This window comes from Priestia sp. VA7 (genome assembly GCF_055710015.1).
Window position 1 is genome coordinate 443,613 of the sequence record NZ_JBVQPN010000002.1, and the last position, 22,405, is coordinate 466,017.

The window sequence follows — 22,405 nt, forward strand, 5'->3', positions numbered from 1 at the left end:
CACGTTTGATTAGGGGTTCGTTTTTTTGTTAGGTCAACGTTAGACCCTTCTAGCAGTTGATTGGAGGGCAAGACGAAGACTCCTGCGGGAAAAGCGGAACAGGTGAGACCCCATAGGAGCTCAAGCGACGAGGAGGCTCAGCGGCCGCCCGCGGAAAGCGAAGTCTTGCACGGAAATCAACTGCGGTGTCACAAGCAGTTCAGCTCATGTCTCCCGTTTGTTCGTCTTTCGATTGGATTCATCTCATTATGTTTCAGTCTCATTTTTTCTAATCAAACAGCAAAGAGCCAAAGGAATAGAATCATCCTTTGGCCCTTTACGTGGCTTTTAACCGATAATTTGTAAAATTTCCTACATCAACTGATTTACGCTAAAGCGGGAACTCGGTCGTTATAGTAAATAACTTCCGATAGGATCTTACACCCTTTAATCTCCTGAAATGTCTTTTTCGCCTCTACCTCTGATTCAAATTCAAACATAGTCGGACTTTGGTTTTTCGAGTAAACGGTAATGATCCACATTGTAAAATAAGCTCCCCCTATAAATAATAGTTTTCCTTTTTAGTGTAGCTATCAGGTGATGTAATAATAATTGAATAGTTGTGATACAGCCTCACATTTTAAAAGGTACTTCTACTATACAACAAAAATTACAAAATAAAACAAGAAAATCTAAAAAACTACAGAGAATAATGAAAGAGAATAAATAACTGTTTATATATGGGCTATATTTATAAATGGAAGTAGGAATGTAAAAAATATGGGGAAGAGCGATTGTCTTTTAGATTGCTAAACTATATACTTATGTTCAAAAAGTGCAGGAAGTGAACGATGAAAGTTGATACGGTAGTAAAAAAAGATGTTTTCCTTATTCTGGTGATGATAGTCGTTGTGCCGCTAGCAGGAGAGCTTAAATATTATCCTTTTCATGATACGTATAGAGTTAGCTTTGCTGTGCCCATTTTTTTCTTTTCACTGCTGCTTTTAAGAAAGGTATCTCCTGTTATACCAGGTATTTTAGTTGCGAGTGCTATAGTGGGCTTTCGGATGTGGCTTGACTGGTATAGCTACGAATCATTTGATTTTCTGCATTCTTTGCAGATTAGGTGTTCAGCGGGGATTTATTATCTAGTTTATGCCATTGCTTTTTCTTGGTTTAAAATTAACGATTTTCATTCAAAGCCGTGGATTATTGGCATATGGAGCATCATCATCGAAACGGTTTCAGGCGGGATGGAATTGTTTTTTATGTATGTAATGGTTCATCATCATATTGTGTTTCCGGAGTTCATGCAGATTTTTATTGTAGGCGTCTTTCGGAGTTTCTTTGTTTTATGCCTATTTAGCATGATCAAACTTTACGAGGGGCAGCTGAGAGAACGACAAATCTCTCAAAAAAATGATCAGCTGCTTGTTGTGCTTTCAAATTTATATGAGGAATCCATTCATTTGAAAAAAACGCTGCAGGACGCTGAGAGAATTACGAAAAAGTCGTATGATTTGTATGAAGAATTACACGAAGCGGATATCCACCAGCTTACTTCACTGCACGATTTTAGCCAAAAAGCATTACAAATTGCAGGAGAAGTACATGATATTAAAAAAGACAACCAGCGGATATCAGCAGGGCTGTCCAAGGTCATTACAAAAGAAGAATTTTCTGAGTATATGGAAATCGAAAGTCTGCTTCAAATCGTGATGCGCAGCAACGAAAAATATGCGGCGATGTTAGCAAAAGATATTCATTTTTCATATTCGATTTTAGGAGAGCATCCTCGCTATCATGTGTACTTGTTTTTATCATTAATTAATAACCTAGTAACGAATGCGGTCGAAGCGATTGAAAAAGAAGGCGCGATTATTATCGACGTATGTCGAGAAGAAGACCGCATTTTATTGTATGTAAGAGACAGCGGTCCCGGAGTGAAAAAAAGGCATGAACGTCTTATTTTTAAAGCGGGATTTACATCCAAGTATGCAAAGGACGGAACGCCTTCTACGGGTCTTGGGCTTGTCTACGTTAAGCAAATGACCGAGCAGCTGGGAGGGAATATTCAATTTGTTAATCTGTCTCCAAGCCCCGGTGTTCAATTTGCTATAGATTTACCTATTTCTACGTTAATGGGGGATAAGGACTAATATGCGATTTTATATCATAGATGATGACGAAGTCTTTCGTTCAATGTTAGCTGAAATTATTGAAGATAATGATCTAGGGGAGGTTATAGGAGAAGGAGAAGACGGGATCGTGTTAAATGATCAAGTTTCTTTATTGCAGCAGATCGATATTTTATTTATTGATTTATTAATGCCGATTCAAGACGGAATCGAAACCGTGCGCAAAATAAAGGATAGTTTTAAAGGGAAAATTATTATGATGTCACAGGTAGAAACGAAAGATTTGATTGGAAAAGCCTACTCGCTTGGCATTGAATACTATATCACGAAGCCGCTTAATCGTATGGAAGTGCTTATGGTCATTCAAAAAGTAATTGAACGAATTCATGTTCAACAATCAATGGAGAAAATTCAAGAATCGTTAAATACCGTACTTAATGTAGGAAATCAGCAAAAAACGCCTTCTTTTGGTAAAAAAGAAAGCGATCCGGCAGAAGCCTGCAGGTTTCTTTTAAGAGAACTTGGGATTTTAGGGGAAAGCGGAAGTAAAGATTTGATTGAAATCATCAATTACTTGCATCAAACGGAAAAAAGCACCATGTATGAACAGCATTTTCCTTCTCTCAAAGAAATTTTTGAGAAAATTACCGTGAGAAAGCTTGGTTCATCTTTTTCAGAAGACGTGCTGCAAAAAGAAATGAAAGCAGCTGAGCAGCGAGTAAGAAGAGCTATTTATCAGTCTTTAAATCATTTGACCTCTCTTGGCATGGTTGACTTCTTTAATCCTAAATTTGAAAATTATGCTTCTAAGTTTTTCGATTTTTCAATGGTGCATCAGCGCATGAGAGATATAGAAAAAGGCACGGGAAAAAGCAGCACTCCGAGTCGTATAAACGTAAAAAAATTTATCCAAATGCTCTATTATGAAGTTAAACAAACGCTGTAGTAAAAAAAATACAGCGTTTTCATTTTGTAATTTTCTAAAAACTTTTTGTTAGTTTCAGTAGGTTTTTGTTAGATTTTGTGATGCCTATGATAATGTAATCTTATGAATAAAAGAACTACTTAATAAACAGTTCTTAATGGAATTGTATCTGTTGAATACATTAAGTGCAAATAAACAGCTTTGAGCTGTTAGAAAAAAGAAGGAAGGTGCAAAGATATGTTCAAAAAGCTTGGATTAGCAGGACAAATTTTAATTGGTTTGATTGCAGGTATTATTGTAGGGGCTATTTTTTACGGAAATCCTAAAGCAGTTGAAGTGCTGCAGCCAATTGGAGACGTATTCATTCATTTAATTAAAATGATCGTGGTGCCGATTGTTATATCTAGTATCATTGTGGGCGTTGCGGGTGTTGGTGATATTAAGAAGCTTGGTAAATTAGGCGGAAAAACAATTCTTTACTTTGAAATCATTACAACGGTTGCTATTGTTGTAGGCTTATTAGCAGCTAACTTGCTTCACCCTGGTACTGGTGTGGACCGCAGCGGTCTTGAAAAATCAGATATCAGCAGCTACACATCAACGGCAGAAGCTACAGAGCAAAAAGGATTTGTAGAAACATTTGTTCACATCGTTCCAACGAATGTATTTGAGTCAATTGCTGCAGGCGACATGCTGCCAATTATTTTCTTCTCGGTCCTATTTGGACTTGGAATTGCATCAATCGGTGAAAAAGGCAAGCCGGTTTTAAGATTTTTTGAAGGCACGGCAGAAGCGATGTTTTGGGTAACGAATTTAGTTATGAAGTTTGCACCGTTTGGCGTATTTGCATTAATCGGTGTAACGGTATCAAAATTTGGACTAGCGTCTCTGATTCCGCTTAGTAAGCTTGTAATTGTTGCTTACGGCACAATGATTTTCTTTGTATTAGTTGTGCTAGGACTTGTAGCTAAATGGGCTGGCGTTAACATCTTCCACTTATTAAAAGTGCTAAAAGATGAATTGCTATTAGCATTTTCAACTGCAAGTTCAGAAACAGTATTACCGCGTATTATTGCGAAAATGGAAAAGTTCGGATGTCCTAAAGCCATTACATCTTTTGTTATTCCGACGGGATATTCATTTAACTTAGACGGATCTACTCTTTATCAAGCGCTTGCTGCGATTTTTATCGCGCAAATGTACGGTATTGATATGAGCATCACACAGCAAATTTCACTGATATTAATTTTAATGGTTACATCTAAAGGAATTGCAGGAGTTCCGGGCGTATCGTTTGTTGTACTGCTTGCAACGCTTGGATCTGTAGGACTTCCGGTAGAAGGGCTTGCATTTATCGCTGGAATCGATCGTTTGTTAGATATGGGACGTACAGCGGTAAATGTAATTGGAAACTCACTTGGCGCAATCGTGATTTCGAAGTGGGAAGGACAATTTAACGACGAACACAAGAAAGCTTATATTAACGAAGTAACAAAAAAAGTATCGTAACAACAAAGAGTGTGGGACAAAAGCATTGTAGTTGAAGAAAGATCCGAACGATTATTCGTTCGGATCTTTTTTCGTTTGAATTTGCTTTGAAAAGTTGGGAATAGTAACTAAAGATGAAAAACAAATGATTGATACAAGGAGGTCTCAACATGGGAAGAGCAAATAATCACAAATCATCACATAACAACAAAGGGTCACTGCCTCAAACACCAAAAGAGTTAAAAATTGCTCCGGATCAAGCAAATGAAGAATTTTCACGTGAATTAGCGCAGCATCATGATGCTAAAGCGAAACAGGACTTAATTTTGAAACAGCAAAAAGAAAAGTAAAAGAAAAAAGGCTGAGACAAGAGTGTTTTAGTTTAAGGAAAATCCGAACGATGCATCGAGATTCTTGATTAAGAACCCAACTCGTTCGGATTTTTTCATTGTGATTGTGAACGTAGTTTTCGTTTATGTAGTTGCTTCTAGTGGTTGATTGAAGGGCAAGATGAAGACTCCTGCGGGAAAAGCGGAATAGGTAAGACCCCACAGGAGCGTACGCGACGAGGAGGCTCAGCGCCCGCCCGCGGAAAGCGAAGTCTTGCACGGAAATCAACTGCCGAGTAACAAGTGATTCATACTAGCTCATTTATTCGTCTGTAAATTGGATTGACTTAGGTATGTCTCAACCTCTTTTATACATATCTAAAGATAAAAATTCCTAAGTAACCATTTTGTAACATTATTTAATCATAGCGTAATAGTTTTTGAGGCTTTTTTCATTATAATTAAACCGAACATATTGAAAAATAAGTTCATAGAAACGTAACGTTCGGTTACATAATGGAGGAGAAAAATGAAAAAAGCCATCATTGGGTCTATAACGGCAGCGGCAGTCTTATTTAGCGGAGCCAGTCCGTTTATTGCACCTGCTCAAACAGTAGAAGCAGCGTCATATTCATACAAGGACACGGCTATTGCTACTGGTAAAAAATTAATGGGTGTTCCTTATAAATGGGGAGGCACAACAACAAAAGGTTTTGACTGCTCGGGATTTATTCAATACATTTTCAAAAAAGCTGGAAAAACACTTCCGCGCACAACGGAACAAATGTATCGAGTAGGGACAAGCGTTTCAAAAGCAAAGCTTCAAAAAGGAGATTTAGTTTTCTTTCAAACGTATAAAAAAGGTCCTTCACATGTAGGCGTGTACTTAGGAAATAATCAGTTTCTTCAAGCTTCTACATCTAAAGGCGTGACGATTACATCTCTTAGCAACAGCTACTGGAAAGCACGTTATATTGGTGCAAAACGGATTTAACCATCCGTCATTTTTTTAAAAAACAACACTACATTATGTAGTGTTGTTTTTTGTTGGTATATACGTAACGTATTGCCGATATTATTTTTAACGTTTTATACAAAAAAATCCATATTCTATGAGATAATAACGTTAACACATTTTGTACTTTAACATAAGGAATATCCCACTCTATTCGAAAGTCTGGTGAGCGAAGATGAAGCGCTTAGTATGGAGTTATGGAATAGGTATTGTTGCAATAGTAGCAGTACTCTCATTTTTCTTTATGATGAAAGGTCAAACAGAGAAAGCCGTCGTTAGCGGAAATGTACCAAAAGCTCATGCGCAGGGAGAAAGAGTGAAGCAGCCGATCTCACAGTTCCAAGCAGTACAGCCTCATGAAGCAGGTAATGAAGTGAAAAATGTAAAAAACAACATGCCTGAAAAAGCGGATCCTCCTTCTTTTTTAGTCTACATTGACCCTGGTCATCAATCTCAGGCTAACCTGGAGAAAGAGCCAATCGGACCAGGATCAGCAGAAACAAAAATAAAGGTTTCCGGAGGCACATCAGGCGTAGTGACCAAGAAGCCGGAATACAAGCTGACGTTGGAAGCTTCTATGATATTAAAACAGCTGCTCGAAGAAAAAGGAATAACCGTAAAGCTTACTCGAAATTCTGATAATGTAGATATCAGCAACCGGGAACGAGCGGAGCTTGCGAATAATTCAAAAGCTGATCTGCACGTACGTATACATGCAGATGGTTCTGAAAATGCTTCTGTAAAAGGATTTTCTGTGCTTACTCCTGCAGAAGATAATTCCTATACAAAGTCTATTTATCAAAGCAGTCTGCAGGCATCTCAAGCTATTCTGACAGAGGTGAAAAAAGATCAGTTTGTCGAAGCAGACGGCATTCGCTATCGCAGTGATCTTTCAGGATTTAACTGGTCGACTGTACCCGTAACGCTAGTTGAACTGGGGTATATGACGAATCCAGAAGAAGACCGGAACCTGTCTGATCAGGCTTACCTTACAAAGCTGATGAATCATGTTGCAGACGGTATCGTGGCATATGAAGAAATGAAAAAATAAAAGGTGAAAAGACCTATAAAAGCGTGTGACTAAATCAATTGATTTATGTCACACGTTTTTTTTGTCCTTCATATGATATAAAAAAGCGTTTTTTCGACAAAAAAATGGACGAGCAGAAAAGAAAACTAGGTAAAATGCTTTAATTTTTATAGAACTGTGTCGATATAGAAAGTGATATTAAAATGCGTTAGACAGTATATGAAAATGGGGGAACAAGATGAGAAAGTTAACGGCATTTGCTTTAGTACTAAGCATACTGCTGTTTCAATTCACGCCGCTTGCTAGCGTGAAAGCTGAAACGGTAGAACCAGTTGTGTCTGTAAAATTAGTAAACTATTTAGGAGATCATCATGCAATTACAATTAAGCCGTCTTATTTATACACTATTAAAAACTCGGATTTGGTCTTAAATGCAAATACAGAGTATACGGTAACAGCAACAACTCAAGGTGTCACTTTAAAACAAGGAAGCACTGTCTTAGGTGAATTTACAAGCTTTGAAATTACACCGTCTCTTTATAAAAATCCCGTATCTATTAACGGCAGACAGTACTTAGGGGACGTTGCGTTTACAAATGAAAAAGGAACGTACGTCAGACCTGTTAATACGCTGCCGATTGAAGACTATTTAAAAGGCGTTGTGCCAAATGAGGTCTATACATCTTGGAATCTGCAAGCCTTAAAAACTCAGGCGGTAGCAGCAAGAACATACGCAATGAGCTATGCAGGAAAAGTAATCAATGACACGGTAAGCTATCAAGTGTACGGTGGCTATACGTGGTATGACAGTACAAACCAAGCAGTAGATCAGACATTCGGACAAGTAGTCACCTACAACAATAAATTAATCAACGCCGTGTTCTCATCAAGCAACGGCGGAAGAACCGAATCAAACAGCAATGCCTGGGGAGGAACTCAGCTTTCTTATTTCCCGGTGAAAGAAGATCCATACGATAAGCAGACGCCGTGGACGTTAGCTATTCAAAAAACGCAAATTGATTTAACAGGAAAAGATTTAGCTAACTATAGCGCTTGGTGGAATATGGTTTCTGAAAAAGATAAAACCGTTACGGATAATTTGAAGTCATGGTTAGTAGCCAATAAGCATCCTGGTAAAACCATTAAAATTACGTCTATTCCAAAGGTGAGCTTTTATGCTCCTTCATCAGGAGGCCGTGTGACGAAAGGTGCAATTACAGTGGACTACCTCGTTAAAGGAGATGTAGACAGTTCGCAAAAACTAGTGGTTCATCATTTGGAATTAAAGGATTTAACATCGGCGAAGCTAAAATCGATGTTAAACAGCCGTGCGATGCTTAGTCTGCTTGTAACGGAAACAAATGAAACAAGTACATCAACAACTTTTAATGGTAAAGGAAATGGACACGGTGTTGGAATGAGTCAATACGGTGCTCAAAAAATGGCAAGCATAGGAAAAGACTATCGTGAAATTTTAGATTTTTATTATCCAACCACTACTCTTTTAAGTTTTTATACAACTAAATATCCGCGAAAAGAGCAGGAGCAAGAAGCACCAAAAGATACGGTTGCGCCTGATGCACCTTCAGTTAATGCACTAGGAGACAATCAAACATCGCTTACGGGCGTGACAGACCCAAATGCTTCTGTTATTGCAAAAGTGGAAAATGAAGTAATTGGAACGGGTCTTGCTGACGAAGCTGGAAAATTTACAATTACGATTGCCAAGCAGCCAGCAGATACAAAAGTATCGGTAACGTCTAAAGATGCAGCTCAAAATGAAAGCACGGCCACAGTAGTGACCGTAACCGATCAAACGCCGCCTTCTGTTCCAATTGTAAATGAAGTAAGTGACCAAGATACGACCGTAACAGGCGTAACAGAAGCAAACGCCGCCGTGACGGTAAAAGCAGGCGTTGCAACGTTCTCTGCAGTAGCGGATGGTAACGGTACATTTACTGTTTCAATTCCAGTACAAATAGGTGGAACAACAATAGCGGTAAGTGCAAAAGATAAAGCAGGAAACGAAAGTCAAGCTCCTTCTTTTGCGGTTAAATCTACGTTAAAAGCACCGCTTGCACCAAAAGTAAATGCAGTAAGTGATCAAGACACAATGCTTAAAGGAACGGCTGAAGCAAATGCGACGGTTATCATTAAAAACGGAAGTCTTCAGCTTGCAGCAGGCAATGCAGATGCCAAAGGAAATTACAGCATCTCAATTGCGAAACAAAAAGCAGGAAGCACGCTGTCCGTAACGGCTCAAAATGCAGGTGGAACAAGTTCAGCCACTGCGATAACCGTACAGGATAAAACGGCACCAGCTGCGCCAAAAGTAAACGCAGTAAGTGATCGAGATACAAAAGTTACAGGTACAGCAGAAGCAAATGCGACGGTTACTGTAAAAGTCGGAACAACAAATGCGGGAACGGCTAAAGCAGGTGCAAACGGAGCGTTTTCTGTTGCCATTTCTCTGCAAAAAGCGAATACAAAGCTAAGCGTACAAGCAAAAGATGCAGCAGGAAATAACAGCTCTGAATCGACTGTAATCGTTGCAGCAAAGCAAAAAGCTCCGGTAAAACCGACAGTTAATGAAGTGAGTGATCGAAGTACAGCCGTTACGGGTACAGCAGAAGCAAACGCGGCGGTTATCATTAAAAACGGAAGTCTTCAGCTTGCAGCTGGTAAAGCAGATGCTAAAGGAACATACAGCATCTCGATTGCAAAACAAAAAGCAGGAAGCAAACTGTCTGTAACGGCTGGAAACACAGCGGGGGTAAGTCCAGCTGTAACCGTAATCGTGCAGGATAAAACAGCACCCGTTACACCAAAAGTAAACGCTGTAAGCAATCAAGATACAGTCGTAACAGGAAGCACAGAAGCGGGCGCAGAAGTGCATGTGAAAATTGATAAAAAAGTAATTGGCAAAGGAAATGCAAAATCGGATGGAACGTTCAGCATCAAGATTCCAAAGCAGCCTGCTGCTACAAAATTAGCTGTTATTGCAAAAGATGCAGCTAATAACTACAGCTCCAACACGTTTGTAACGGTTAGTGCCGTACAGACAAAACCAGCGCTTCCAACCGTTAATACGCTTACTGAAAAAAGTACAGCGGTAACGGGAACAGGAGAAAAAAATGCGTCTATTTATATTAAAGTAGGCGGAAAAATTATTGCGAGTGGAAAAATTGATGGAAACGGCAAGTTCAGCGTGAAAATTCCTGCTCAAAAAGCAGGAACAGAAGTAACGGCCGTGCTGCAAAATAAAGTAGGATACAGCCCGTATAAAATTGTAAAAGTGCAAGACACAACCCCGCCGGCACCTCCGGCAGTGAATGCCGTTACGTTTTTGTCCACGTTTATCTCTGGAAAAACGGAAGCGAATGCCGTGGTTATGATTAAAAGTGGTACAAAACTGATCGCATCGGGCAAAGCAGATAGCAAAGGACAGTTTAAAGTCACTATTCCAAAACAAAAAGCAGGCGTAAAGCTGGCTGTGACGGCAAAAGATGCCGCTGGAAATACAAGTTCAGCAGTCAATATAAACGTTAAATAAAAACAAAAAAGAATTCTCTGCGGAGGATTCTTTTTTTAGGGATTTTTAAGTGGGATAGAAGGTTACTAAAAAGTTACCTTAGAACTTTGAAGTGCCTAACTTACTTTAAAGTGGGTTCTATCTTTTTCTTTTTTTCTGTTTCATAATAACAAATGTAAAGAAATTAGCAGGAGGTTTTTTATAATGAGTAATCATTTGCAAGATACAGTAACACTTCATAACGGAGTCAAAATGCCGTGGTTTGGATTAGGTGTATTTAAAGTAGAAGAAGGGCCTGAATTAGTGAACGCGGTGAAAACAGCTATCGTCAAAGGCTACCGCAGCATCGATACGGCAGCTATTTATGGAAACGAAGAAGGTGTAGGGGAAGGAATTCACCAAGGTCTAAAAGAAGCAGGTCTTTCACGCGAAGACATTTTTGTTACATCAAAAGTTTGGAACGCAGATTTAGGCTATGAAGAGACGCTCGCTGCTTACGAAACAAGCTTACAAAAGCTTGGCTTAGAATATTTGGATCTATACTTAATTCACTGGCCGGTAGAAGGTAAGTATAAAGCAGCGTGGAAAGCATTAGAAACGCTTTATAAAGAAGAAAAAGTAAGAGCTGTAGGTGTAAGTAATTTTCAAATTCATCATTTAGAAGACTTAATGAAAGATACAGACGTTAAGCCTGTTATTAACCAAGTTGAGTATCATCCTCGTTTGACGCAAAAAGAGCTGCATGCTTTTTGTCAAAAGCACGATATTCAGCTAGAAGCATGGTCTCCGCTTATGCAAGGAGAATTGCTAGATAACGATGTGTTAAAAGAAATTGCTGAAAAACACGGTAAATCAGTTGCTCAAATCATTCTGCGATGGGATCTGCAAAACGGAGTTGTAACGATTCCAAAATCAACAAAAGAGCACCGTATTGTTGAAAATTCATCTGTGTTTGATTTTGAATTGGATGCTGAAGATGTAAGCAAAATTGATGGATTAAATCAAAATCACCGAGTAGGTCCAGATCCGGACAATTTTGATTTTTAATAGAAGAACTAATAGGCTGGGACAAAAGTATTTTAGCCCAAGTGAAAAACGAACCATTGATCAACTAGTTTGATGAGTGGTTCGTTTTTTTTATGGTGAATACAGCTTCATCTGTTTCGTCCTTCCAGCTGTTGATTGAAGAGCAAGGCGAAGCCTTGCATGGAAATCAACGGCGGTGTCATAAGCGGTGCAGCTCATGTATCTCATTTGTTCGTCTTTAGGTTGGATTCATTTAGTTATGTCCCGGCCTCTTTTTATGCATTATTACATAAATTTAACATTTTCTTCACAGTAAGCTAAAGGACGGGCTGTATGATAAAGAAAGGTCGTGAAAGATAGAGAAATCATTTCATTTTCAAGTGTAAAATAGGCGGTGTAACGATGACAAAACAAGCTTACTCTCACATACAATGTAAAAAAACATCAATGATTGATTTATTGCTGGATGCAGGGGTTTATAAAAAAGGAAATAAGCAGCTATACGAGCTTACGCTTCAAGAACTAGAATCAGAATACGAAGCCGTTGCACAACAGCGCATATCTCAATGAAATTTTGATACATTGCTAGAATTTGTTATAATAGAGGAAAGGATAGGAGTTGATTTATATCGAAAAGCACCCGACAGACTCGCAGCCCATCCGTATGGATATCCTCGATTCTATATTTGCTAAAATGGTATTAAATAAGGCTATCCGAGATTTTAGAAGAGATCAAATTTTACGTGAAGTCGATCAAACATTAGAAGAAAGAAACAAAGAGAAATTTTTTCAATTAATTGAAGAATTAAAATCAATTTCGTAAAGAGCGTTCGCGCGATAGAATTTGATTTTATCATTTTAGCATATAAAAACAGGTAAGAAGCGGCATGCTTAGTTACCTGTTTTTTTGTTGTCTCATTGCAAAACAAGGCCTTACATAAGAAGTGCACCTTGCTAGTAAACAGATAAAAAGAGCAAGTCTAATGTACTCACTCTTTTCAGAAAGGTATGGGTGTTACTGAGAAAATGAATGTCACTCTCTAAATGTTGCGTGTGGGGTTTAGAAAGTTCTATGCAACTGCATATTTTCTAATTCATTCGCTCTATGTATTGTTAAAGTAACAATATAACCATATCTTATCACATGAAGGAAATTCGATTCAATATATTTATTGATTTTCTTTTTAAATTGTTCTAAATAATTAGTGAATGTAAAAAAATGTTTTTATTAGGTGAATGTGTATCTATGAAAAAACAATAGAAAAATCTATTGGATTTTTATGAGAGACATTTGTTTATTTCTGACGGACTGTAAGCTTCAAAAGAGTACAATCCGTCCTGTAAATCAATATTAAGAAAAAATGAGCTGAACCCAGTAGAATAGGAGGAAAAGCGTAACGATGGTGGTAAGCGGGATAACGATAAGTGATACTTTTAAATAATCTTTCCATTTTATTTTGATATGATTTTCTTTTAAAATATGCATCCAAATAAGAGAAGCCAGTGTTCCAATCGGCAATAAAAGCGAGCCCATATCACTTCCAATAATATTAGCAAGATAAATGGTTTTAAGAGTAATAGGATCGAGCCCCATTTCAGTCAAGGTAATGGTTCCGACCATTAAGGCAGGGTGATTGTTAAACAAGTTAGAGAGAATGGAAACAAGTCCGCCCATGATAAAGCTTGCTTCAAAAAGCCCTCGATTCACAATTGGTTCGCAAATTTTTACAAGTAGCTCTGTCAATCCTACGTTATGCAATCCGTAAATAATAACGTACATTGAAAATGCAAAAACGAAAATGTGCCACGGGGTTTTCTTTAAAATATCAATCGGGTTTGTACGTAAGTGATACCATCTCCAAATAAGTAAGATCAGTGAGCCCAGTACAGCAACCAATTCGATTGGTATGCCGAAATAAGAGGCGACAAATAGGAGACAGCGCATGACAAACACAAATAATAAAACTTTCAGCATAAATTGTGTGCGTTTACGTTTTGTTTCAACAGAAATGCTTCCTTTTAAGGGGTGAAACTGTTTCGTAAAGAAACTCTCTTCTATATCTTTTGAAGCATGCGGCAGTTTTTTTGGCAAATGGCGTTTTACGACCGTATACATGAGCCAAGACATAAATAATAAACCAAGTGTCGCCGGTACAAACATCATCGCTGTGTGCATATAAAGCGACATATGAACAATTTTTAAGGCAATCAAATTGACAATATTACTTACACCTATAGGCGCGCTGGAAGCGGTAGCAATAAGCGCTCCACTTAAAAGGTAGGGGATCTGCTGGTGGGGTTTTAGCTGAAGGTTTTTCAAAAGTAGAATTAAAATTGGAGTGGTAATTAAAATACTGCCGTCATTATTAAATAGTAAAGTCATTAAAAAGCACAGCAGTTGAATGTACCAATATAATCGGTACCCTGAGCCTTTGGATAAACTCACTAGTCGTGCAGCTGCCCAGTGGAAGAATCCAAAACTTTCTAATATGACGGCCATGACAATGGTGGCAATAATGGTGATAGAAGCGCCGCTTATCTTTCCGAAAATATCAACGATGTCTGATTTGGATACAATTCCTGTAAGCAGGATAATGGCTGCTCCTATGGCTGCCGGCCATGCTTCGTTGATGCCGTTTGGCCTCCAAAAAATGACGAGCATTGTCATTGTAAACACGAAAATGGCAATTCCAATTTCAATATTCATCAGTATGCTCCTTTCTTCTAAAATTTGTAATGAATATACCCTTGCATGTCCCTTACACTCTATTTATATTCATTTATTACTAGAAGGATTGTGCATAAGACCATTTTTGCTAATATGTTTGTTTATCTTGCCAAGGCACGTATCACCTCGGGAGAGGAGCCTATAAAAAAGAGGCTGGGACATAACTAAACCCATCCAATCTAAAGAGAAATCAATCGGATAAAGGAGCTAGTAGGCATTGCTTTTTAAAGTGCTGTTGATTTCCATGCCAGCCTTTGCTTTCTGCTTGTCCCGCAGGAGTCTTCGTCGTGTACAGATAGAAGCCGCTATATACATGAAACCTGCGCTCACCATATCAATAAAGAAATCCGAACCATTCATCGTTCGGATTTTCCTTCAGCTGACATACTTTTGTTCCAGCCCGTTCAAGATTAGCAAGTATAGACTTTTTCGTATAAAGTTAGCGCTTTTATCTGATCGTGGTCAGGTTCGTAGCCGATGCCTGGTGTATCAGGAACGGAAATAATACCGTTGTCGACCGTTATTTCCGGATGAACGATATCACGCGGCCAGTATTTAGAGGATGCAGCTGTATCTCCGGGAAGCGTAAAATTGGCAAGTGTGGTAATGGAAATATTATGTGCTCGTCCGATACCTGATTCCAGCATACCGCCGCACCATACGGGCACACCGTGAGTTTGACAAAGGTCATGAATTTTTTTGGCTTCTGTTAGTCCGCCTACTCGTCCAATTTTAATGTTAATAATTTGTGTGCTTCCAAGTTTAATAGCTTTTCGAACGTCTTCAGCTGAATGAATGCTTTCATCTAAGCAAATGGGCGTGCGCATGCGGGCCTGCAGTTCAGCGTGATCAATTAAATCATCATGAGCCAACGGCTGTTCGATCATCATTAAATCAAACTCATCAAGCTGAGCAAGGTGATCAGCATCTGCAAGCGTATAAGCAGAGTTCGCATCAACCATCAGGGGAATAGAAGGGAACTCGTTTCGAACTGCGCGCGTCAAGTTAAGATCCCAGCCCGGCTTAATTTTAATTTTGATCCGCTTATATCCTTCATTCAAGCCGGCTTCAATTTTTCGAAGCGTTTCGTCAATCGTAGGCTGAATGCCAACGCTGAGACCAACTTCAATTTGACTTTTACTGCCTCCTAGCGCTTTAGATAGAGAGAGGTTTTGCCTGCGCGCATACAAATCCCAAACTGCGCCTTCTAACGCCGCTTTTGCCATGTAATTGCCTCGAATATGAGCAAAGCGTTGGGATACTTCGTCAGGATGCTGAATTTCTTTCTGTTGAAGCAAAGGAATTAAAAAATCCTCCATGATGTGCCAGTTTGTTTTGAGCGTTTCTTCTTTATAAAAAGGATCCGCGCACGCTACGGATTCAGCCCAGCCGGATCGTCCGTCTTCGTCTTGAATTTCTACTAAAATAAAATCTCGATCCACTTCTTTTCCAAGGCTTGTCGTAAACGGATGAAGTAAATCCATTTTTAAATGCCGTAAAATAACGCGTTTGATCTTCATTTTTGCACCTCTTTTTTCGTTAAAATATAAAAATGAACGGGCGTGCTGCCCTCTGGATGCTTCATAAAACCTGTTACTTGGAATCCTTTTGCAAAACACGTTTGAAATACGCGTCTTGTTCGCATACGCCAGTCTAATGCAAGAGAAGGAGAGACTTCTTTCATTTGCTGAAAAGCAGCCGGAATAGCTACAGACACGAAGTCACGATTCAACCATCTTTCATCAATACCTGTAACAGAAGGAACCCCTTGATCCGTTAACGTCCATTGAGTAAGCGATGCCTCCATCATTTGATCTGGCGTATGGAGAGGCTGAGCTCGTTTCGTATCTTCTGTGGATGCCCATTCCACAACGAATCGATCAGAAGGCAAATCAGCATTTAACGGATCATTCATGTCTCCGTAGCAGTTTTCAATATAGGTAGAACAAACGGCTCCAAGCTTTCCAATATTTAAATACCCGTTCGCGCTTTCTAGAGGATCATACGTCCAGCTGATATATGAATAACCCTTTTTTTTACTTTCCTGTCTCTGAGCATACTTAAGCTTAGCTCCGATACCCATGCTGCGATAGGCAGGGTCAACTGCTAATATATGAGAACATAAGTAGACGCAATTTCCGTCAAACCCTGGAAAACTATACTGAAAGCCAATCAGCTTTTCATTTAGAAACGCACCGAGAACAAGACCTCCGTTTTTAACAGCGGTCAAGGTTTGATGAACGGGCGTTGCTTCTTCTTCTCCCCAGACGCGGCTTTCTAATGCGCGTACGTCTTCTAGTTCAGTGGTTGTGGTAAGTGAACGAATCGTTAAAGCTTCAGTCATATGTTTACTTCCTTTCTATTATCTATTCTAAAAAGATGTTTTGCTCAGCATAGAGCTTTTCCAAGTGTTCCTGTCTTTTTCCAGCCGTTTTTTCATCTCTTTTTTGCATGCTGCTAATGACAATTTGAGATAGGGCAAGAAGCGATAAAATATGTTCGGTTGTGCCGGCTAAAAGCGTGATATCAGCGATTTGACCTACCGGAGACAGACGGCGGTCTGTAATGGCAATTACTTTCGCTCCTTGTTTTTTAGCTTGCTGAGCTGCTTCAAGCGCTTCTTTTGTATAGCGCGGCAGTGAAAATACAACAACAGCAGATTCACTAGTAAGATTGCATAGCGTTTCAAGCAAAAATCCTGTTGGAAAAGATAAAAGAACATGATTGCGAAGCTGATTCATTTTATAATACAGCCAGTAAGCTGCCGTATGAGATTCGCGGAAACCTGCAATATACACTTGATCACTTTTGATAAGCGCATCTGCAGCTTGAGATAATTCCTTTTCGTCAACAGGGGAAAGCCATTCATTAAAAGGTTTCTTTTCTTCTGCTGCAGAAGCAGCTGCAGGCTTGCTAGCTGCTTCTTTTGATTCGGCAGAAGAAAGCCATTCTTTTCGCATTAGCTCCTGTAAATCGGAAAAACCATTTAACCCAAGTGCGTAAGCTAGACGAATAACGGTTGTTTCACTGACACCTGCTTCTTTGCCAATTTGCCCAGCCGTGTACAGCGAGCCTTTTTCCGTAAAATTAACGAGAAACTCCGCCACTTTTTTTTGACCGCGAGAAAGGTCAGGAAATTTATGTTTAATTAATTCTTGAAATGATGGATTCATATAGCCTCCTAAAAAGAAGTTATAACTTCATAAAAATATATTAATGCATTTTTAACTTCATTTCAATCGCTGTTTCAAAATAAAAAGAAGCCCTCGTGATATAATAAATTGATTATTCAAAAATAAATGCCATTATTCAAAAACGAATTGTGTTTTATTCAAAAATGAATAGAAAGCGGGGAGCATACATGAATTCAGAATGGAATGAAAATCAGTGGATCCTTCATTCATTAAAAGATGATTTGCTTGTGACGGATGAAAAAGGCATCATTGTCCGAATACATGAAGGAACGGGAAATATTTACGACGTAAAAGCTGAAAAACTGCTGGGAAAGTCTGTTTATGAACTTGAAAAACAAGGGTTGTTTACGCCAATCGTTACGCCAATTGTACTTGAAACAAAGAAGAAAATTACGCTTGTACAAACAACTAAACAAGGCAAGCAAGTGCTCGTTACAGGCATTCCTGTCAAAGATGAAAAAGGAGAGATTAAAAGAATCGTCAGCTATTCTCATGATGTGACGGAGCTTATGGAAATGAAAACATATCTTGATGCGATGGAAGGCGAAATGCAGCGCGTAAAGAGCGAGCTTATGCTGCTGCGGAACCAAAATCTATCAACAGAAGGAATTGTATGCAACAGCGAAAAGATGCAGCACGTTCTTCGTACGGCTGTTCACGTTTCGAACGTAGACGTAAATATTTTACTTTTAGGGCAGTCAGGAGTAGGAAAAACGCACGTAGCTAAGCTAATACATAACAAAAGTACAAGAAGCAAAGGGCCGTTTATTGAAGTGAACTGCGGGGCCATTCCAGATCATTTATTTGAGGCCGAACTGTTTGGCTACGAAGCGGGTGCTTTTACCGGTGCATCTAAAAATGGAAAGGTGGGACTGGCCGAATTAGCAGATGGAGGTACGCTTTTTTTAGATGAAGTGGGAGAACTGTCACCGGCGCATCAAGTAAAAATTTTAAAGCTCATTCAAGAAAAACAGTTTTATTCCGTTGGCGGAAGAAAGCCTAAAACCGTGGACTTTCGCTTAATTGCAGCGACGAACAAAGATTTAGAAAAAGCCGTTGCTGAAAAAGAATTTCGAGAAGATTTATATTTTCGTTTAAGCGTCGTACCGATTACCATTCCATCTTTGAACGAGCGCCCTGAAGATATTTTTCCGCTGCTCACACATTTTGCCGAGCAGTTTGAAAAGAAATATAACCGAAAAAGAACGTTTGATAATGCGGTTATTGACGCACTACTTGCACATGAGTGGAAAGGAAACGTACGAGAGTTAATCAATGTGATTGAACACGCCGTGGTTGTGTCTTCACAAACGCTGATTACAATGGAGCATTTGCCGCATTCTCTGCATAGAAAAAAACGGATTCAACACGTTGAAGAACATGGGGAAATGAAGCTTAACGACGCGTTAAACGAGCTGGAAAAAGAGATATTAGTAAAAGCAAAAAAACAGTATAAAACGACAACAGAAATAGGGGAAGCACTTGGAATCAGTCAGCCTTCAGTTGTTAGAAAATTAAAAAAACATTCCGTTTTTTAACGTCTTTGGCACGCTCTTTGCATGTAAAACAAGTACAAACACATTACTTGATAGATTGCGAGGAGGAAGTCAGATGACGCAGGCATCACTTACACAGTTAATGAACAGTTTACCAGATTTACTAGCACCAAGCATGGCGAAAGATCACCCTAATTTACCCGTGGTAAAAGCAGAGGGCTGCTACTACTACGGAGTGGACGGAAAAACGTATTTAGATTTTACATCAGGTATTGCAACAGCGAATACAGGTCATCGTCACCCTAAAATTGTACAAGCGATTAAAGAAAGCGTCGATCATCTTATGCACGGCCCGTCAGGTGTGATTATGTACAAATCTATTTTACAGCTTGCTGAAGAATTAAAAACAGTATTGCCAAGAGGATTGGACTGCTTTTTCTTTGCCAACAGCGGAACCGAAGCAATAGAAGGAGCGTTAAAACTGGCAAAGTACGTTACGCAAAGACCTTATACGGTTTCGTTTACGGGCTGCTTTCACGGCCGTTCTCTCGGAGCGCTTAGCGTGACAACATCAAAAAGCAAATACCGGAAATTTCTTCAGCCATCGGGCTTAACGTATCAAGTGCCTTATGCAGACGCGACTCAGTGTCCAAAAGGAGAAGATCCGGAAATCTACTGCGTGGAAAAGCTGGAAAGAGATTTTGACACTTTGTTTAAGCATCAAGTAACGCCGGAAGAAGTAGCGTGCATGATTGTAGAGCCGGTTCTTGGAGAAGGCGGCTACGTGATCCCTCCGAAAGCGTGGCTGCAAAAAATAAGAGAAGTGTGTGACAGACACGGCATTCTGCTTATTTTTGACGAAGTGCAAACCGGCTTTGGACGCACCGGCGAGTGGTTTGCAGCTCAGACGTTTGACGTGACGCCTGACATTATGGCGATCGCAAAAGGCATAGCATCAGGACTTCCGTTAAGTGCTACCGTAGCTTCCAAGCAGCTAATGGAAAAGTGGCCGATTGGTACACACGGAACCACTTTTGGAGGCAATCCAATCGCTTGTTCAGCAGCGCTTGCGACATTGGACGTACTAAAAGAAGAAAAGCTGATTGAAAACTCAAAAGCAATGGGGGAATATGCAGCGGATCAGCTTCAGCATTTGAAAGCGAAGCATGAAGTTATCGGAAGTATTCGTTCAGTAGGACTAATGATTGGAATTGAAATTATTAATCCGAAAACAAAGCAAGGTGACGGAAGCCTTCTTCTTGAGATTTTAGACAAATGTTTGGAAAAAGGGGTGCTGTTTTACCTTTGCGGAAATAGCGGAGAAGTAATTCGAATGATTCCTCCTTTAACGATTACAAAAGAAGAAATTGATGCCGGGCTTCGCGTGTTAGACGAAGCATTGACAGAAATCACAAGTCTTCACGTGATCTAAAGCTTTAGAAAGCTCTTTGTTTCAATGAAAGATAGATTGACCCATAATAAGGAGGAATCTGTTATGAACGGACTGGATATGACGGTTATGTTTGTCTATTTTGGCGTATTGGTTGTAGCTGGTATCATTGGCTCGTTAAAAGCAAAGTCATCAGAAGATTTTATTTTAGCCGGGCGAAACTTAGGGATGTTCATGTATTTAGGATGTTTGTCTGCCGTTATTCTAGGAGGAGCGTCAACGATTGGAACGGCTCAGCTTGGCTACGAGCACGGGCTGTCTGGCATTTGGTTCGTGACGATGATTGGACTTGGAATCATTACGCTTGGCACGATTTTTATTAAGCGGATTTCGTCGTTGAAAGTGACCACTATCAGTGAGCTGCTAGGAAAAAGATATAACGCTCAAGCGCAAATTATCAGCGCCGTTGTTGCCGCTATTTATACACTCATGGTATCAGTCACTCAAGTGATTGGAATGGGAACGATCATTCATGCGTTGCTTGGCTGGAACATGACGGCATCAATGCTAATTGGCGGTTCGATTGTTTTGTTCTACACGATTTTAGGCGGAATGTGGAGCGTAACGGTCACTGATATTATTCAGTTTGTTGTGATGACGGTCGCGATTTTTGGATTTATGCTTCCAATGAGCGTATCAGAAGCAGGAGGTTTCAAAGCGCTTGCCGGAGATTTGCCATCATCTTATTTTGATTTTTCATCGATTGGATACGGTCAAATCTTTCAGTATTTCCTCTTGTATACGCTTGGTATGGCAGTATCTCAAGATATTTGGCAGCGGGTATTTACGGCGCGAACAGAAAAAATTGCGCGAAACGGCTCCATTTTTGCAGGTGTGTACAGCATTGCCTACGCGATTGCGGGAAGTGTAATTGGAATGTGTGCGTATTTGCTGCTGCCAAACGCAGAAAGCAGTCAAAGTATATTTGCGACGCTTGCAGTTCAAATTCTGCCTCAAGGGTTATTAGGTCTCGTGCTGGCAGGCGTTTGTTCGGCGCTGATGTCAACTGCTTCAGGAACGCTGCTTGCGTCTTCTACGCTGATTAGTAATGATATTATTAAAAAAGTGTGGCTTAAAAATATTTCAGAGAAAAACTATTTAATTTTAACCCGTGTGAATACACTTATTGTCGGCGTGCTTGCTATTATTTTTGCTCTTTGGATTCAAGACGTGCTTGTTGCTTTAGACGTTGCGTATGCCATTTTATCAGGAGCGATTTTTGTTCCGTTTGTTGTGTCGCTGTTTTGGAAAGACATTCATCCAAAAGCAGGAGTTTCAGCGATTGTTGTTAGTACACTAGTAGTACTTGGAGGTCTGTTGATTGAAGGACTTTCTTCTACTACGCCAATCCTGTACGGAATTTCAAGCAGTATCATTGTAATGGCTGGATTTGCGGTTATGGCTCGAAACAAAGAACTGTCTGACCAAGAGCCGATAAGCGAAGATGTAAAATAAGAAAAGAAAGGCTTCTCCTTTACGGTGAGAAGCTTTTTATATTCCTGCTTATTATTTTAGCCAGTAATCGTACATACTAATGGATATTCCCAAAGAAAAGAGTGTTACAAATGGAACGAACACTGCTAAAAGGGCTAACTGTGTTGTGTGCAGTTCTTTTTCCTTTTGTTGTAAAAAAACCGAAATTTAAAGAAATGCTGATTGTCTTTTTTGCAAAAGGGATTTTGGCCACGCTTATAGATGCCTATGCTGTAAACACGAATCGAATCAAATATCCTGTTCGGCCGTATCCTCGCATTTTTTCAACTAATATTTTATATGATCTGCTGTTTTTTCCTTTGCTAAGTATGGTTTGGGTTAGACAATCTTATGAAGATAAGCTTCCTGCAATCTTACTAAAAAGCTTGATGTGGAGCGTTCCGATGAGTATCAGCCAGTGGTATTTAGAGAGAAATAGCAATCTGTTTAAATGGAAAAAGTGGACCATCTTTCATACATTTGCAAGTGTTAGTTTTACATTGCTGACAATCAGGGGGTTAGCTGGCCTTGTCAAAAAAGCAGATAAAAAGCTGTAGTTCAGCTTTTTATCTGCTTTTTTATGCACAAATCTAGACAACATC

At 39.5% G+C, this 22,405-nt stretch carries 19 protein-coding genes and 1 pseudogene; 16 read left to right on the plus strand and 4 right to left on the minus strand.

From position 1 onward, the window contains the following. Positions 1 to 56 precede the first annotated feature (56 nt). The 12 genes and pseudogenes from AC0C45_RS08795 to AC0C45_RS08850 all read left to right on the plus strand — a co-directional run bounded on the left by AC0C45_RS08795 (position 57) and on the right by AC0C45_RS08850 (position 12,285). Positions 57 to 272: pseudogene (locus AC0C45_RS08795) on the plus strand (hypothetical protein). Between the two features lie 558 nt (positions 273 to 830). Next, entirely contained in the window at positions 831 to 2,138 is a 1,308-nt protein-coding gene (locus tag AC0C45_RS08800) for a sensor histidine kinase (protein WP_047931765.1), read from the plus strand. Position 2,139: 1 nt separating this feature from the next. Beyond that, positions 2,140 to 3,063 carry a response regulator gene (locus AC0C45_RS08805; protein WP_034653912.1) on the plus strand — a complete coding sequence of 308 codons (924 nt, stop codon included), beginning with the start codon at positions 2,140 to 2,142 and terminating at the stop codon, positions 3,061 to 3,063. Positions 3,064 to 3,279: 216 nt separating this feature from the next. Continuing rightward, positions 3,280 to 4,551 (plus strand): cation:dicarboxylate symporter family transporter, encoded by a 1,272-nt coding sequence (locus AC0C45_RS08810; protein WP_074894094.1) that lies wholly within the window; start codon positions 3,280 to 3,282, stop codon positions 4,549 to 4,551. 149 nt (positions 4,552 to 4,700) lie between these two features. Next, the gene (locus AC0C45_RS08815) at positions 4,701 to 4,880 is read left to right on the plus strand and encodes a YfhD family protein (protein WP_013055768.1); all 180 of its coding nucleotides are present in this window, start codon (positions 4,701 to 4,703) and stop codon (positions 4,878 to 4,880) included. Positions 4,881 to 5,024: 144 nt separating this feature from the next. Next, positions 5,025 to 5,159 carry a hypothetical protein gene (locus AC0C45_RS08820; RefSeq protein WP_412999492.1) on the plus strand — a complete coding sequence of 45 codons (135 nt, stop codon included), beginning with the start codon at positions 5,025 to 5,027 and terminating at the stop codon, positions 5,157 to 5,159. 229 nt (positions 5,160 to 5,388) lie between these two features. Next, on the plus strand, positions 5,389 to 5,853 hold the full coding sequence (locus tag AC0C45_RS08825; RefSeq protein WP_016766438.1) for a C40 family peptidase: 465 nt from the start codon (positions 5,389 to 5,391) through the stop codon (positions 5,851 to 5,853). A gap of 196 nt (positions 5,854 to 6,049) precedes the next feature. Beyond that, entirely contained in the window at positions 6,050 to 6,925 is an 876-nt protein-coding gene (locus AC0C45_RS08830) for an N-acetylmuramoyl-L-alanine amidase family protein (protein WP_472928039.1), read from the plus strand. A gap of 217 nt (positions 6,926 to 7,142) precedes the next feature. Next, positions 7,143 to 10,457, plus strand: a complete 3,315-nt coding sequence (locus tag AC0C45_RS08835) for an Ig-like domain-containing protein (RefSeq protein ID WP_472928040.1) — start codon at positions 7,143 to 7,145, stop codon at positions 10,455 to 10,457. Between the two features lie 183 nt (positions 10,458 to 10,640). Further along, positions 10,641 to 11,483, plus strand: coding sequence for an aldo/keto reductase (locus AC0C45_RS08840; RefSeq protein ID WP_472928041.1), 843 nt, complete (start codon positions 10,641 to 10,643; stop codon positions 11,481 to 11,483). Positions 11,484 to 11,864: 381 nt separating this feature from the next. After that, positions 11,865 to 12,032: a Fur-regulated basic protein FbpA gene (locus tag AC0C45_RS08845; protein ID WP_016766442.1), complete on the plus strand. Its 168-nt coding sequence runs from the start codon at positions 11,865 to 11,867 to the stop codon at positions 12,030 to 12,032. A 49-nt stretch (positions 12,033 to 12,081) separates the two neighbouring features. Next, entirely contained in the window at positions 12,082 to 12,285 is a 204-nt protein-coding gene (locus AC0C45_RS08850; protein ID WP_016766443.1) for an IDEAL domain-containing protein, read from the plus strand. Positions 12,286 to 12,813: 528 nt separating this feature from the next. Here AC0C45_RS08850 and AC0C45_RS08855 read toward each other — a convergent pair. From AC0C45_RS08855 to AC0C45_RS08870, 4 genes are all read right to left on the minus strand, one after another. Then, the gene (locus AC0C45_RS08855) at positions 12,814 to 14,169 is read right to left on the minus strand and encodes an arsenic transporter (RefSeq protein ID WP_045294673.1); all 1,356 of its coding nucleotides are present in this window, start codon (positions 14,167 to 14,169) and stop codon (positions 12,814 to 12,816) included. A 431-nt stretch (positions 14,170 to 14,600) separates the two neighbouring features. Continuing rightward, entirely contained in the window at positions 14,601 to 15,710 is a 1,110-nt protein-coding gene (gene menC, locus AC0C45_RS08860) for an o-succinylbenzoate synthase (protein ID WP_472928042.1), read from the minus strand. Further along, positions 15,707 to 16,534 carry a GNAT family N-acetyltransferase gene (locus tag AC0C45_RS08865; protein ID WP_257062999.1) on the minus strand — a complete coding sequence of 276 codons (828 nt, stop codon included), beginning with the start codon at positions 16,532 to 16,534 and terminating at the stop codon, positions 15,707 to 15,709. The genes menC and AC0C45_RS08865 overlap by 4 nt, the downstream gene beginning before the upstream one ends. 22 nt (positions 16,535 to 16,556) lie before the next feature. Continuing rightward, the gene (locus AC0C45_RS08870; protein ID WP_472928043.1) at positions 16,557 to 17,363 is read right to left on the minus strand and encodes a MurR/RpiR family transcriptional regulator; all 807 of its coding nucleotides are present in this window, start codon (positions 17,361 to 17,363) and stop codon (positions 16,557 to 16,559) included. A 188-nt stretch (positions 17,364 to 17,551) separates the two neighbouring features. Between AC0C45_RS08870 and AC0C45_RS08875 the strand changes: the two genes are divergently transcribed. The 4 genes from AC0C45_RS08875 (at position 17,552) to AC0C45_RS08890 (ending at position 22,360) form a co-directional block, all read left to right on the plus strand. Beyond that, on the plus strand, positions 17,552 to 18,922 hold the full coding sequence (locus tag AC0C45_RS08875) for a sigma-54 interaction domain-containing protein (protein ID WP_233335025.1): 1,371 nt from the start codon (positions 17,552 to 17,554) through the stop codon (positions 18,920 to 18,922). A 73-nt stretch (positions 18,923 to 18,995) separates the two neighbouring features. Next, positions 18,996 to 20,312 carry an aspartate aminotransferase family protein gene (locus AC0C45_RS08880; protein ID WP_472928044.1) on the plus strand — a complete coding sequence of 439 codons (1,317 nt, stop codon included), beginning with the start codon at positions 18,996 to 18,998 and terminating at the stop codon, positions 20,310 to 20,312. Between the two features lie 63 nt (positions 20,313 to 20,375). Then, positions 20,376 to 21,785 carry a sodium:solute symporter family protein gene (locus tag AC0C45_RS08885; protein ID WP_047931743.1) on the plus strand — a complete coding sequence of 470 codons (1,410 nt, stop codon included), beginning with the start codon at positions 20,376 to 20,378 and terminating at the stop codon, positions 21,783 to 21,785. A gap of 110 nt (positions 21,786 to 21,895) precedes the next feature. Beyond that, positions 21,896 to 22,360, plus strand: coding sequence for a CBO0543 family protein (locus AC0C45_RS08890; protein ID WP_016766452.1), 465 nt, complete (start codon positions 21,896 to 21,898; stop codon positions 22,358 to 22,360). Positions 22,361 to 22,405: the final 45 nt, after the last annotated feature.